Here is a 14,196-nt window from a genome sequence, read left to right as displayed (position 1 = left end):
GGACAACAGCAATGGCAAAACTGTCGCTACGCAACGTTCAGAAAACCTACGCCGGCAGCGTCCAGGTGGTGCACGGCATCGACATGGAGATCGCCGACGGCGAATTCATCGTCATCGTCGGCCCCTCGGGCTGCGGCAAGTCCACGCTGCTGCGCATGGTGGCGGGGCTGGAAACCATTACCGGCGGAGAAATCCATATCGGCGACAAAGTCGTCAATAACCTGGAGCCGGCCGAGCGGGACATCGCCATGGTGTTCCAGAACTACGCGCTCTATCCGCATATGAGCGTGTACGACAACATGGCCTACGGCCTGAAGATCCGCGGCATGGCCAAGGCCGAGATCGCGCAGCGGGTGAACCATGCCGCCGGCATCCTGGAGCTGGCGCCGCTGCTGGACCGCAAGCCGCGCCAGTTGTCGGGCGGGCAGCGCCAGCGCGTGGCCATGGGCCGCGCCATCGTGCGCGAGCCGGCGGTGTTCCTGTTCGACGAGCCGCTGTCCAACCTGGACGCCAAGCTGCGCGTGCAGATGCGGCTGGAACTGAAGGAGCTGCACCGGCGCCTGGGCACCACCAGCCTGTACGTCACGCACGACCAGGTCGAGGCGATGACGCTGGCCGACCGCATGATGGTGCTCAACGCCGGACGCGTCGAGCAGATCGGCACGCCGCTGGAAGTCTATTCGCGTCCGGCCAGCACCTTCGTGGCCGGCTTTATCGGCTCGCCGCCGATGAACCTGATCCCGGTGGCGCGCAACGCCGGCGGCGACACGGGCGCGCAGATGCGCGTGGTGGCGAAGGAGGGCGAGGCTGCCAACGCCACGCTGGGGCACCTGCCGATGGGGCTGCACCTGCCGGAGCAGGCACTGCTGGGGCTGCGCCCGGAGCATATCGAGCCGTGCGCCGCGCATGAGGCCATCGCCGAAGTCGATGTGCGCGTGGTCGAGGCCCTCGGCGCGGATTCCTTCGCCTATGGCTCGCTCGGCGGACAGGCGGTGGTGGTGCGGCTGGACAGCCATGCGCACGTGCGCGCCGGCGACCGCCTGCCGGTGACGTCGTCGGCGGAGCACCTGCATTTCTTTGCGCCCGATACGGGCAAGCGCATCGAGGCCTGACATGACCAGCGTAACCGACACTGCCTGGCGGTACCCGAGCCATATCGCGCACCGCGGCGCCGGCAAGCTGGCGCCGGAGAATACGCTGGCAGCGCTTCGCCACGGCGCCGGCTTTGGCTACCGGATGTTCGAGTTCGACGTAAAGCTGTCGGCCGACGGCAAGCCGGTGCTGATGCACGACGCCACGCTGGACCGCACCACCAGCGGCCAGGGCAGGGTGGATGCGCTGACACTGGGCGAACTCGCGCAGCTAGACGCCGGCACGTGGCACAGCCCCGCCTTCGCCGGCGAGCCCGTGCCGACGCTGGCGGCCATCGCACGCTATACCCGGGCCAACAGCTTGATGGTCAATATCGAGATCAAGCCAGTGCCCGGCACCGAGGCGCGCACCGGTGCGGCGGTGGCGCTGGACGCGCAGTCGCTGTGGGCGGGTGCCGCGGTGCCGCCGCTGCTGTCATCGTTTTCTGAGGAGGCGCTGGCCGCCGCGGCGCGCGTCGCGCCAGACCTGCCGCGCGCGCTGCTGCTCGACCAGCTGCCCGCGGACTGGCTGGAGCGGCTGCGCCGGCTGGGCTGCGTGGCGCTGGATGCCAACCACCGCGAACTGGATGCCGGCGTGATCGCCGCCGCGCACGCGGCCGGTTTCCGGGTCCTCTGCTATACCGTGAACGATCCGGCGCGGGCGGCGCAGTTGCTGGCCTGGGGCCTGGACGGGCTGATCACAGACGCCGTCGACCAGATCGCGCCTTGATTCAAATTGTTGTGCGGGTGTTGCTAGTTCGCTGATTGCGAACCGAATTGTCGTGGGTAGGTGTTTCGTATCGCGAAAAGTCCACATTGATCAAAGGCAATTCATGCTATTCTTACCGCCGTGAAGACTTTAGGTCCTTCCCCGCACAACTTGCCCTTTCGGGCCTTGTGAGGAAGCCATCACACGCGGCACCCAAGCGGTGCCGTTTGTGTAGGCGCCTCAGTTGGGCTCCCAAGAGTTGTTTGCGATCCGCTAACCGGTCAAGCCGTGTCGCGGAAGGTTGAATAACCCGCTGAACTCCGGCATTCCCGGAGAATAGTGAGCGTCCCATGATGCAGCAGTATCAGAGCAACTCGTACCTCTTCGGCGGTAACGCCCCGTATGTCGAAGAACTGTACGAGGCCTACCTCCAGAACCCCGCCTCGGTTCCCGACAATTGGCGCGCGTATTTCGACGCCATGCAGAACGTTCCTGCGGTCGACGGCTCGAACGGCCGGGATATCCCCCACGCCCCCATCGTTGCCTCGTTCGCCGAGCGCGCCAAGCAAGGCCCCATCAAGACCATCGTTGCCTCGGCCGATTCCGACATGGGCCGCAAGCGCGTCGCTGCCACCCAGCTGATCGCCGCCTACCGCAACATCGGTTCGCACTGGGCCGACCTGGACCCGCTCAAGCGCCAGGAGCGTCCGCCCCTGCCGGACCTGGACCCGGCGTTCTACGGCTTCTCCGAAGCAGACCTCGACATCGTCTTCAATGCCAGCAATACCTACTTTGGCAAGGAGTCGATGAGCCTGCGCGAGCTGCTCAACAACCTGCGCGAAACCTACTGCGGCACCATCGGTTTCGAATTCATGTACGTGAGCGACCAGGCGCAGAAGCGCTGGTGGCAGGAGCGCCTGGAAACCACGCGTTCCAAGCCCGTGTTCACGCTGGAAAAGAAGAAGCACATCCTGGACCGCCTGACCGCGGCTGAAGGCCTGGAGCGCTTCCTCCACACCAAGTACGTCGGCCAGAAGCGCTTCTCGCTGGAAGGCGGCGAAAGCTTCATCGCCGCCATGGACGAGCTGATCCAGCACGCCGGCAGCAAGGGCGTGCAGGAAATCGTGATCGGCATGGCCCACCGCGGCCGTCTGAACGTGCTGGTCAACACGCTGGGCAAGATGCCGGCCGACCTGTTCGCCGAATTCGAAGGCAAGCACGTCGACGACCTGCCGGCCGGTGACGTCAAGTACCACAAGGGCTTCTCGAGCGATGTCTCGACCGAAGGCGGCCCGGTCCACCTGTCGCTGGCGTTCAACCCGTCGCACCTGGAAATCGTCAACCCGGTGGTCGAAGGCTCGGCCAAGGCCCGCCAGGAACGCCGCGGCGAAGTCGGCCACAAGGAAGTGCTGCCGGTGCAGGTGCACGGCGACGCGGCCTTTGCCGGCCAGGGCGTGGTGATGGAGACGCTGAACCTCGCGCAGACCCGCGGCTACGGCACGGGCGGCTCGATGCACATCGTCATCAACAACCAGATCGGCTTCACCACCTCCGACCCGCGCGACGCGCGTTCGACGCTGTACTGCACGGACGTGGTCAAGATGATCGAGGCCCCGGTGCTGCACGTGAACGGCGACGATCCCGAAGCGGTGGTGTACGCCATGCAGCTGGCCGTGGACTTCCGCATGGAGTTCAAGAAGGATGTCGTGGTCGACATCATCTGCTTCCGCAAGCTGGGCCACAACGAGCAGGACACCCCGGCGGTCACGCAGCCGCTGATGTACAAGAAGATCGCCCAGCACCCCGGCACGCGCAAGCTGTACGCCGACAAGCTGGCCGCGCAGAACCTGGTCCCGGCCGAGTTCGGCGACGAGAAGGTCAAGGAATACCGCGCTGCGATGGACGCCGGCAAGCACACCGCCGACCCCGTCCTGTCGAACTTCAAGAACAAGTTCGCCGTGGACTGGATGCCGTTCCTGAACCGCAAGTGGACCGACGCCGCCGACACCGCCGTGCCGGTGACCGAGCTCAAGCGCCTGGCCGAACGCATCACCACCACGCCTGAGACCCTGAAGCTGCACCCGCTGGTGGAGAAGGTCGTCAAGGACCGCGCCAACATGGGCCGCGGCGACCAGCCGCTGGACTGGGGCATGGGTGAGCACCTGGCCTTCGCCTCGCTGGTGTCGTCGGGCTACCCGGTACGTATCACCGGCCAGGACGCCGGCCGCGGCACCTTCACCCACCGCCACGCCGTGCTGCACGACCAGGCGCGCGAGCGCTGGGATGCCGGCAGCTACGTGCCGCTGCAGAACGTGTCGGAAAACCAGGCACCGTTCACGGTGATCGACTCGGTGCTGTCCGAAGAAGCCGTGCTCGGCTTCGAATACGGCTACTCGGCCGCCGAACCGAACGCGCTGGTGATCTGGGAAGCCCAGTTCGGCGACTTCGTCAACGGCGCCCAGGTGGTGATCGACCAGTTCATCTCGTCGGGTGAAGTGAAGTGGGGCCGTGCCTCCGGCCTGACGCTGATGCTGCCGCACGGCTACGAAGGCCAGGGCCCGGAACACAGCTCGGCCCGTATCGAGCGCTTCCTGCAGCTTTGCGCGGACCACAACATGCAGGTCTGCCAGCCGACCACGCCGGCCCAGATCTTCCACCTGCTGCGCCGCCAGATGATCCGTCTGTTCCGCAAGCCGCTGGTGATCATGACGCCGAAGTCGCTGCTGCGTAACAAGGACGCCGTGTCGCCGCTGTCGGACCTGGCCAAGGGCCACTTCGAGACGGTCATCCCTGACCACGAAGAGCTCAACGCCAGCAAGGTCAAGCGCGTCATCATGTGCTCGGGCAAGGTCTACTACGACCTGGTCAACACGCGCAAGGAGCGCGAGGCCAACGATACGGCGGTGATCCGCCTGGAACAGCTGTATCCGTTCCCGCACAAGGCCGTGGCAGCAGAACTCAAGAAGTATCCGAACGCCACCGAAATCGTGTGGTGCCAGGACGAGCCGCAGAACCAGGGTGCCTGGTTCTTCGTGCAGCACTACATCATGGAAAACATGACGGATGGCCAGAAGCTCGGTTATGCCGGTCGTCCCGCTTCGGCTTCGCCGGCAGTGGGCTACTACGCAAAGCACAACGAGCAACAGAAGGCGCTGCTGGATGCTGCCTTCGCCAAGCTCAAGGGCTTTGTTCTGACCAAGTAATCAAGCGGCAGCCACGGCGGCGCGCGCAGACGGCCGCCGTGGCATAGCCAGCATAAAGACAACACGCATAACACGAGGAATTCACAACCATGGCTATCGTTGACGTCAAGGTTCCGCAGCTCTCCGAATCGGTCGCCGAAGCGACCATGCTCAACTGGAAGAAGAAGCCGGGCGAGGCTGTTGCACAGGACGAAATCCTGATCGAGATCGAAACCGACAAGGTCGTGCTGGAAGTGCCGGCCCCGTCGGCTGGTGTCCTGTCGATTATCGTCAAGAACGACGGCGACACCGTCGTGGCCGATGAGATCATCGCCAAGATCGACACCGAAGCCACCGCTGGCGCCGCCGCACCGGCTGCTGCCGCTCCGGCACCTGCCGCCGCTGCCCCGGCACCGGCCGCTGCTGCCGCCGCAGGTGGTGTGGCGATGCCGTCGGCTGCCAAGCTGATGGCAGAAGCCGGCCTGTCGGCTGGCCAGGTTGCAGGCACCGGCAAGGACGGCCGCATCACCAAGGGTGACGCGCTGGCCGCTGCTGCTGCTCCGGCCGCCAAGGCTGCTCCGGCTCCGGCTGCCGCCAAGCCGGCGCTGCAGCAGGTTTCGGCCCCGGTCGACTTCGCCGCGCTGGGCGACCGCCCGGAAGAGCGCGTGCCGATGAGCCGCCTGCGCGCCCGTATCGCCGAGCGCCTGCTGCAATCGCAATCGACCAACGCCATCCTCACCACCTTCAATGAAGTGAACATGAAGCCGGTGATGGACCTGCGCAACAAGTACAAGGACCGCTTCGAGAAGGAACACGGGGTCAAGCTGGGATTCATGTCCTTCTTCGTCAAGGCCGCGGTGCACGCGCTGAAGAAGTTCCCGCTGATCAATGCCTCGATCGACGGCAACGACATCGTCTACCACGGCTACTTCGACATCGGCATCGCCGTGGGCTCGCCGCGCGGCCTGGTGGTGCCCATCCTGCGCAATGCCGACCAGATGAGCCTGGCCGACATCGAGAAGAAGATTGCCGAGTTCGGCGTCAAGGCCCGTGACGGCAAGCTGTCGCTGGAAGAACTGACCGGCGGTACCTTCTCGATCTCCAACGGCGGCGTGTTCGGCTCGATGCTGTCGACCCCGATCATCAACCCGCCGCAATCGGCCATCCTGGGCGTGCACGCCACCAAGGACCGCCCGGTGGTGGAAGACGGCCAGATCGTGATCCGCCCGATGAACTACCTGGCGATGTCGTATGACCACCGTATCATCGACGGCCGTGAAGCTGTGCTGGGCCTGGTGGCCATGAAGGACGCGCTGGAAGATCCGGCCCGCCTGCTGCTGGACCTGTAATCAACGGTCCCCCCGCGCACGTCTGCCGTGCGCGGGGCGCGCTTCCCCCGTGATGAAGGCGCGTCGGCACAAGCTGTCGCCGGCGCCCACAAAGGAATTTCCATGAGCAAACAATTCGACGTGCTGGTGATCGGCGCCGGCCCCGGCGGCTACATCGCCGCCATCCGTGCCGGCCAGCTGGGCCTGAACGTGGCCTGCTGCGAAGGCAACCCGTATGACGATCCCAAGGGCGAAGCCCGCCTGGGCGGCACCTGCCTGAACGTGGGCTGCATCCCCTCCAAGGCGCTGCTGGCTTCCTCGGAAGAGTTCGAGAACGTCCAGCACCACCTGGGCGACCACGGCATCACCGTGGGCGACGTCAAGGTCGACGTGGCCAAGATGCTCAAGCGCAAGGACGACATCGTCGGCAAGATGACCAAGGGCATCGAGTTCCTGTTCCGCAAGAACAAGGTGACGCTGCTCAAGGGCTACGGCAAGTTCGTCGGCAAGAGCGCCGAAGGCTTCCAGGTCGACGTTGCCGGTGAAGTCGTGACCGCCAAGCAGGTCATCATCGCCACCGGTTCGAAGGCTCGCCACCTGCCGGGCATCAAGGTCGACAACGACCTGGTCAGCGATAACGAGGGCGCGCTCAAGTTCCCCGCAGTGCCGAAGAAGCTGGGCGTGATCGGCGCCGGCGTGATCGGCCTGGAGCTGGGCTCGGTGTGGCGCCGCCTGGGTTCCGAAGTGACCGTGCTGGAAGCACTGCCCGCGTTCCTGGGCGCCGCCGACGAAGGCGTGGCCAAGGAAGCGCAGAAGCAGCTGACCAAGCAGGGCCTGAAGTTCAGCCTCGGCGTGAACGTCAACGAAGTGACGACCGGCAAGAACGGCGTGACCGTCAAGTACACCGACAAGGACGGCAAGGCGCAGACCCTGGAGGTCGATCGCCTGATCGTGTCGGTGGGCCGCGTGCCCAATACCGACAACCTGGGCCTCGACGCCGTCGGCCTGGCCGCGGACCAGCGCGGCTTCATCGAGGTGGACGACCACTGCGCCACCAAGGTGCCGGGCCTGTGGGCCATCGGCGACGTGGTGCGCGGCCCGATGCTGGCGCACAAGGCCGAGGACGAAGGCGTGGCCGTGGCCGAGCGCATCGCCGGCCAGAAGCCGCACATCGACTACAACTGCGTTCCGTGGGTGATCTACACCTTCCCTGAAATTGCATGGGTAGGCAAGACCGAAGCCCAGCTCAAGGCCGAAGGCCGCGAGTACAAGGCCGGCCAGTTCCCGTTCATGGCCAACGGCCGTGCACTGGGCATGGGCCACGCCGACGGCTTCGTCAAGATGCTGGCCGACGCCAAGACCGATGAAATCCTGGGCGTGCACATCGTTGCCGCCAACGCCTCTGACCTGATCGCCGAAGCCGTGGTGGCGATGGAGTTCAAGGCCGCCAGCGAGGATATCGGCCGCGTCTGCCATCCGCACCCGTCGATGTCGGAAGTCATGCGCGAAGCCGCGCTGGCCGTCGACAAGCGTCAGCTTAATATGTAAGGCGCATGCTTCGCATTGCCTGAGTACCGGCGCGCCGCATCCGCGGCGCGCCGTTTTCACTTGCGGCCCGTGCCGCAGGAACCCGTCAGCATGAACGTCACCGAGTACTACGAGAAGGAACTGAAGGAGCGCGGCTACCAGTCCGACGAAGCGCAATTGCGCGCCGTGGCCCGGCTGCAGCAGTGCTACGACGAATGGGTGGCCTACAAGAGCCGCCGCAATAATGCGCTGAAGAAGCTGCTGGTCCGTCCCGACGTGCCCAAGGGCGTCTACCTGTGGGGTGGGGTGGGGCGCGGCAAGTCCTTCCTGATGGACAGCTTCTATACCTGCGTGCCGGTGGTGCGCAAGACGCGGCTGCATTTCCATGAGTTCATGCGCGAGGTCCATCGCCAGCTCGAAGAGCTGCGCGGGCGTCCCGATCCGCTGGATGAGCTGGCCAAACGCATCGCGCGCCGCTTCCGGCTGATCTGCTTCGATGAATTCCACGTCAGCGACGTCGCCGACGCGATGATCCTGCATCGGCTGCTGCAGCAGATGTTCGAGAACGGCGTGCAGTTCGTTATGACCTCCAACTACCGCCCGGACCTGCTGTATCCGGATGGCCTGCACCGCGACCGCGTGCTGCCGGCCATCGCGCTGCTGCAGCAGAAGCTCGATGTGCTCAACGTCGACGCGGGCATCGACTATCGCAAGCGCGCGCTGGAGCAGGTGCAGGCGTACCACACGCCGCTCGGCGCCAAGGCCAGTTCCGCGCTGCGCGACGCCTTCACCTCGATCGCCGGCGTGGCCGACGAGTCGCCGCTGCTGCATATCGAGCATCGCGAGTTGCGTGCGCTGCGCAAGGCCAACGGCGTGGTGTGGTTCGACTTTGCCACGCTGTGCGGCGGCCCGCGCTCACAGAACGACTACCTGGAGCTGGCGTCCCAGTTCCACACCGTGATCCTGTCCGACGTGCCGCGCATGACGCCACGCATGTCGTCCGAGGCACGCCGCTTCACCTGGCTGATCGATGTCTTCTACGACCACAAGGTCAAGCTGCTGATGTCGGCGGAAGTGCCCGCGGACGAACTCTACACCGAAGGCCAGATGGCCAACGAGTTCCATCGGACCGTATCGCGCATCATCGAGATGCAATCGCGCGAATACCTGGAATCCGAGCGCCGCACCATGGATACCACGCTCACCTGAGCGTTGTTTTCCGGCCCGGCGCGACGATTGCCGGGCCGCATTGACCTATATCAAGGTCGATTCGGGGACCCGCATATACCCTCCATCGGGTAGAAAAAGGTTCCCATGTCGTCGCCCCCAGTCACCAGTCCTTCAGCCAGCTTGCTGGCACCGTACCCGCCGTCCGCGCTCCGTGATGCCGTGGGCCCGGCTGCGTCCGGCGCCGGTGCGCGGCTGGCCTGCTTCCATTGCGGCCTGCCCGTCACGGACGCCGAGCCGCTTGCCGCCGAGCTGGACGGCAGCCGCCGGGTGTTCTGCTGCGGCGGTTGCCAGGCATTGGCGCAGACCCTCCATGCGGCCGGCTTCGCCCACCTGTACGGGGATGAAGCCCGCTTCGCCCGTCCCATCGACGACGGCGCCCGGCGCGAGGCCGAACCGATCTGGGCCGCCTACGACACCCCTGAGCTGCGCGCCCAGTTTGTCCGCCCGCTGGACAGCGGCCGCGCCGAGATCACGCTGGCGCCCGAGAGCATCCGCTGTGCCGCCTGCGCGTGGCTGATCGAACAGCACCTGAGCCGCCAGCCGGGCGTTGAGTCCGCGGTCGCTAATGTCGCCACGCGGCGCGTGGTGGTGCGCTGGCGCGACGGCGCCCAGACGGTGGCGGGGCTGCTGGCCGCGCTGGCCGGCATCGGCTACATGGCCTGGCCGTTCGAAGTCTCGCGCACCGACCAGCAGGACCGCCGCGCGCGCCGCGGGCTGCTGATGCGCATGGCGGTGGCCATGCTCGGCATGATGCAGGTCATGATGTATGCGTGGCCGATCTACACGCACGAGGCCACCATCGACCCTGGCCAGCTCCAGCTGATGCGCTGGGCCAGTTTCGCCCTGACGCTGCCGGTGGTGTTCTATGCCGCCTCGCCGATCTTTGCCGGTGCCTGGCGCAGCCTGCGCCAGCGCCACATGGGCATGGACGTGCCGGTGGCGATCGGCATCGGCGCCGGCTTTGCCGCCAGCGCGCTGGCCACGGTGCGCGGAGTGGGCGAGGTGTATTTCGATTCGGTGACGATGTTCGTCGCCTTCCTGCTGCTGGCCCGCTACCTGGAACTGCGCGTGCGCCAGGCCTCGCGCAGCGGCGCCGAGATGCTGGCGCGCCAGCTGCCGGCCACCTGCGAACGGCTGGTCGCGACGGGTGCGGCCGGCGAGCGTGTGCCGGTCGCGCGCCTGCGTGCGGGCGATCTGATCCGCGTCAAGGCCGGCGAGATCGTTCCCGCCGATGGCGCCGTGGTGGCGGGCGCGAGCGAGCTCGACGAATCCATGCTGACCGGCGAGAGCCGCCCGGTGCGCCGCGCCGCCGGCGAGACCGTGCTGGCCGGCAGCTTCAATACGGCAAGCCCGCTCGAACTGCGGATCACACGCGTCGGCGCCGGCACCCGCCTGGCCGAGATCGTCGCGGTGCTGGACCGCGCGCTGGCTGAAAAGCCGCGCCTGGCCACGCTGGCCGACCGCGTCGCGGGCTGGTTCGTGGCGACGCTGCTGGGGCTGGCGGCGCTGACCGGGCTGGTATGGGGCCTCTGGATCGATCCGTCGCGCGCCTTGCTGGTGACGATTGCGGTGCTGGTGGTCAGTTGCCCGTGCGCCTTGTCACTGGCAACGCCGGCCGCACTGGCCGCGGCCGGTGCGGCGCTGTCGCGCCGCGGCGTGCTGCTGACACGCGGCCACGCGCTGGAGACGCTGGCGCGCGTCACCGACGTGGTCCTCGACAAGACCGGCACGCTGACCGAAGGGCGCTTTGCCGTGGCCGCGGTCGAGCCGCTGGCTGACGCCGATCGGACCCGATGCCTGGCGCTGGCCGCCGCGATGGAGCGCGGTGGCGAACATCCGATCGCGCGTGCGCTGGTGGCCGCGGCGCAGGGTAACGCCGGCATGCCGCTCCAGGTGTCCGACATGCGCAACGTCCCGGGCCAGGGCCTGGAGGCGATCGTCGATGGCCAACGCCTGCGGCTCGGCCGCGCCGACTTTGTCGCGGCGCTGGCGCCCGACAGCGGCCAGGCACCGGACACCTGGCGCAGCGACGCGGACCATCCTGGCGCCACCGTGGTGTGGCTGGGCGCGCCAGCGGGTCTGCTGGCGCGCTTCGTCCTGGCCGATGTGGAGCGGACGCAGACGCCGCAGTTGCTCACGCGGCTGCGCGAACTGGGCGTGCGCTGCCACCTGGTATCGGGCGATCACGCCGAAGCGGTCCACTGGTGGGCATCGCACTTCGGCATAGCCTGCGTGGCCGGCGCGGTCACCCCGGAAGGCAAGCGCAACTACGTCGCGCGGCTCCAGCAGGGCGGGGCGGTGGTGCTGGCCGTGGGCGATGGCATCAACGATGCGCCGGTGCTGGCGCAGGCCCAGGTGTCGATCGCCATCGGCAGCGGCGCGCCGCTGGCCCAGGCCGGTGCGGACGCGGTGCTGACGCACGGCGGCGTGGCCGAGATCGCCACCGCATTGGCGGTGTCGCGCCGGACGCGCCGGGTGGTGCGCCAGAACCTGGGCTGGGCCTTCTTCTACAACGTGGTGGCCATCCCGCTCGCAGCGACGGGGCTGGTCACGGCCTGGATGGCCGGCATCGGCATGTCGCTGTCGTCGTTGCTGGTGGTGGCCAATGCCTGGCGCCTGCTGCGCGCCGGCAAGCCGCGCCACAAGGGAGTCTGACTGATGGAAACGCTTTACCTGCTGGTGCCGATGAGCCTGGTGCTTGTCGTGGTCATCGCGGGCGCGCTGTGGTGGGCCCTCCATGCCGGGCAGTACGACGACCTGGACCGGCCCGCCGAATCGATCCTGCTGGACAACGACAAGCCATGAACCTGCCGCGCGGCGCGCCCTCCGACCGGGGTCCAGCACGCAGGTTCCATGCATGCCCTGAGCGACTTGATAAAGATCAACGCACACGCAGCATGGTTTTTCTAAAGTCACACTGTCAGTAGGTTTTTTCTTTTCTCTAAGCTTTGGGGGTCTGAATGGATGTCACTGCCGCGTCTTCACGCGTCGACACCTTCAATTACGGCGTCGTAAGACAGTTCGCTGTCATGACGGTAGTCTGGGGGATCGTCGGCATGGCCGTCGGCGTGCTGCTGGCAGCACAGCTGATCTGGCCCGAACTCAATTTCAACACACCCTGGCTGTCGTTTGGCCGGCTGCGGCCGCTGCATACCAATGCGGTGATCTTCGCCTTCGGCGGCAGCGCGCTGTTCGCGACCTCGTACTACGTGGTTCAGCGCACCTGCCAGGCCCGCCTGTTCTGCGGCCCGCTGGCCGCGTTCACGTTCTGGGGCTGGCAGCTGGTCATCGTCGCCGCCGCCATCACGCTGCCGCTGGGGATCACCAGCTCCAAGGAATACGCGGAACTGGAATGGCCGATCGACCTGCTGATCACCGCGGTCTGGGTGGCCTACGCGATCGTGTTCTTCGGCACCATCGTCAAGCGCAAGACCCGGCATATCTACGTCGCCAACTGGTTCTTCGGCGCCTACATCCTGACCATCGCGCTGCTGCACATCGTCAACAACATCGAGATGCCGGTGTCGCTGTGGAAGTCCTACTCGGCCTATGCCGGCGTGCAGGACGCGATGATCCAATGGTGGTACGGCCATAATGCCGTGGGCTTCTTCCTGACCACCAGCTTCCTGGGGATGATGTACTACTTCATTCCCAAGCAGGCCGAGCGCCCGATCTACTCCTACCGCCTGTCCATTGTCCACTTCTGGGCGCTGAACTTCACCTACATGTGGGCCGGCCCGCACCACCTGCAGTACACCGCGCTGCCGGACTGGGCACAGTCGCTGGGCATGGTGTTCTCGCTGATCCTGCTGGCGCCGTCGTGGGGCGGCATGATCAACGGCATCATGACCTTGTCGGGGGCCTGGCACAAGCTGCGCACCGACCCCATCCTGAAGTTCCTGGTGGTGGCGCTGTCGTTCTACGGCATGGCCACGTTCGAAGGCTCGATGATGTCGATCAAGACCGTCAACGCGCTCTCGCACTACACGGACTGGACCATCGGTCACGTGCACTCGGGCGCGCTGGGCTGGGTCGCGATGATCTCGATCGGCTCGCTCTACTACCTGATCCCGCGTCTGTTCGGCGAGAAGCAGATGTACAGCGTCCGGCTGATCGAGTGGCACTTCTGGATCGCGACCATCGGCGTGGTGCTGTATATCGCCTCGATGTGGATCGCCGGGGTGATGGAAGGCCTGATGTGGCGCGCCACGCAGCCTGACGGCACGCTGACCTATGCCTTCGTCGAAGCGGTCAAGGCCAAGTACCCGTTCTACCTGATTCGCTTGCTGGGTGGCCTGTGCTTCCTGTCCGGCATGCTGCTGATGGCCTACAACGTGCTCAAGACCATCGTCGGCAAGCCCGCAGTGGATGCGCCGATTCCGGCCAGCATCACTGCCTCTGCCCACTGATCAATCCAGGATAGAAAGATGTCCGACAAACAACGCTTCTTTTCCCACGAAACGCTGGAGAAGAACATCGGCTGGCTGATCATCTGCACGATCCTCGTGGTCAGCATTGCGGGTCTGGTCCAGATCGTGCCGCTGTTCTTCCAGCACTCCACCACCGAGCCGGATCCGGGCATCACCCCGTATTCGCCGCTGCGGCTGATGGGCCGCGATATCTATATCCGTGAAGGCTGCGTCGGCTGCCACTCGCAGCAGGTCCGCACGCTGCAGGCCGAGACCGAGCGCTACGGCCACTTTTCCACGGCGGGCGAGTCGGTCTACGACCACCCGTTCCTGTGGGGCTCCAAGCGCACCGGTCCCGACCTGGCACGCGTGGGCGGGCGCTACTCGGATGACTGGCAGCGCATCCACCTGCGCAATCCGCGCGACGTGGTGCCGGAATCGGTGATGCCATCGTACCCGTGGCTGGAAAGGGCCGAGCTGCCCACCAACGACATCCAGGCCCGCATGCGCGCGCTGGTGCGCCTGGGCGTGCCGTACACGGATGCCGAGATCGCCAAGGCACCGGACGAGCTCAAGGGCAAGACCGAAGAAGATGCGCTGGTTGCCTACCTGCAAGGCCTGGGTACCAACCGCCGCAACGTCCGCGTGGATTCCGCCGCGGCCGCGGCACCCAAGGAGTAA

At 66.2% G+C, this 14,196-nt stretch carries 10 protein-coding genes; all 10 read left to right on the top strand.

Annotated elements, in window-relative coordinates; translation table 11 throughout:
* The first annotated feature begins 11 nt into the window (after positions 1-11).
* The 10 genes from AC3WLF_RS14685 to ccoO all read left to right on the top strand — a co-directional run bounded on the left by AC3WLF_RS14685 (position 12) and on the right by ccoO (position 14,196).
* The gene (locus AC3WLF_RS14685; protein WP_010809462.1) at positions 12-1,112 is read left to right on the top strand and encodes a sn-glycerol-3-phosphate import ATP-binding protein UgpC; all 1,101 of its coding nucleotides are present in this window, start codon (positions 12-14) and stop codon (positions 1,110-1,112) included.
* Between the two features lies 1 nt (position 1,113).
* Entirely contained in the window at positions 1,114-1,860 is a 747-nt protein-coding gene (gene ugpQ, locus AC3WLF_RS14680; RefSeq protein WP_492319905.1) for a glycerophosphodiester phosphodiesterase, read from the top strand.
* A gap of 329 nt (positions 1,861-2,189) precedes the next feature.
* Positions 2,190-5,042 carry a 2-oxoglutarate dehydrogenase E1 component gene (locus AC3WLF_RS14675; RefSeq protein ID WP_492319906.1) on the top strand — a complete coding sequence of 951 codons (2,853 nt, stop codon included), beginning with the start codon at positions 2,190-2,192 and terminating at the stop codon, positions 5,040-5,042.
* Positions 5,043-5,131: 89 nt separating this feature from the next.
* Positions 5,132-6,370, top strand: a complete 1,239-nt coding sequence (odhB, locus tag AC3WLF_RS14670) for a 2-oxoglutarate dehydrogenase complex dihydrolipoyllysine-residue succinyltransferase (RefSeq protein ID WP_492358428.1) — start codon at positions 5,132-5,134, stop codon at positions 6,368-6,370.
* A 102-nt stretch (positions 6,371-6,472) separates the two neighbouring features.
* Entirely contained in the window at positions 6,473-7,897 is a 1,425-nt protein-coding gene (lpdA, locus tag AC3WLF_RS14665) for a dihydrolipoyl dehydrogenase (protein WP_492319908.1), read from the top strand.
* A 90-nt stretch (positions 7,898-7,987) separates the two neighbouring features.
* Positions 7,988-9,085, top strand: a complete 1,098-nt coding sequence (gene zapE, locus AC3WLF_RS14660) for a cell division protein ZapE (RefSeq protein WP_013957184.1) — start codon at positions 7,988-7,990, stop codon at positions 9,083-9,085.
* Positions 9,086-9,190: 105 nt separating this feature from the next.
* Positions 9,191-11,761 carry a heavy metal translocating P-type ATPase gene (locus tag AC3WLF_RS14655; RefSeq protein ID WP_492358427.1) on the top strand — a complete coding sequence of 857 codons (2,571 nt, stop codon included), beginning with the start codon at positions 9,191-9,193 and terminating at the stop codon, positions 11,759-11,761.
* A 3-nt stretch (positions 11,762-11,764) separates the two neighbouring features.
* A complete protein-coding gene (gene ccoS / locus AC3WLF_RS14650) occupies positions 11,765-11,911 on the top strand; it encodes a cbb3-type cytochrome oxidase assembly protein CcoS (protein WP_010809469.1) in 147 nt (48 codons plus the stop codon).
* 155 nt (positions 11,912-12,066) lie between these two features.
* Complete coding sequence (ccoN, locus tag AC3WLF_RS14645) at positions 12,067-13,515, top strand: cytochrome-c oxidase, cbb3-type subunit I (protein WP_010809470.1); 1,449 nt, start codon at positions 12,067-12,069, stop codon at positions 13,513-13,515.
* Positions 13,516-13,533: 18 nt separating this feature from the next.
* The gene (gene ccoO / locus AC3WLF_RS14640) at positions 13,534-14,196 is read left to right on the top strand and encodes a cytochrome-c oxidase, cbb3-type subunit II (RefSeq protein WP_492319912.1); all 663 of its coding nucleotides are present in this window, start codon (positions 13,534-13,536) and stop codon (positions 14,194-14,196) included.

The organism is Cupriavidus sp. FW306-01-F10A, from assembly GCF_058782785.1.
The sequence above is the reverse complement of the archived record's forward strand: the minus strand, read 5'-3'. Positions and strand labels throughout refer to the sequence as shown.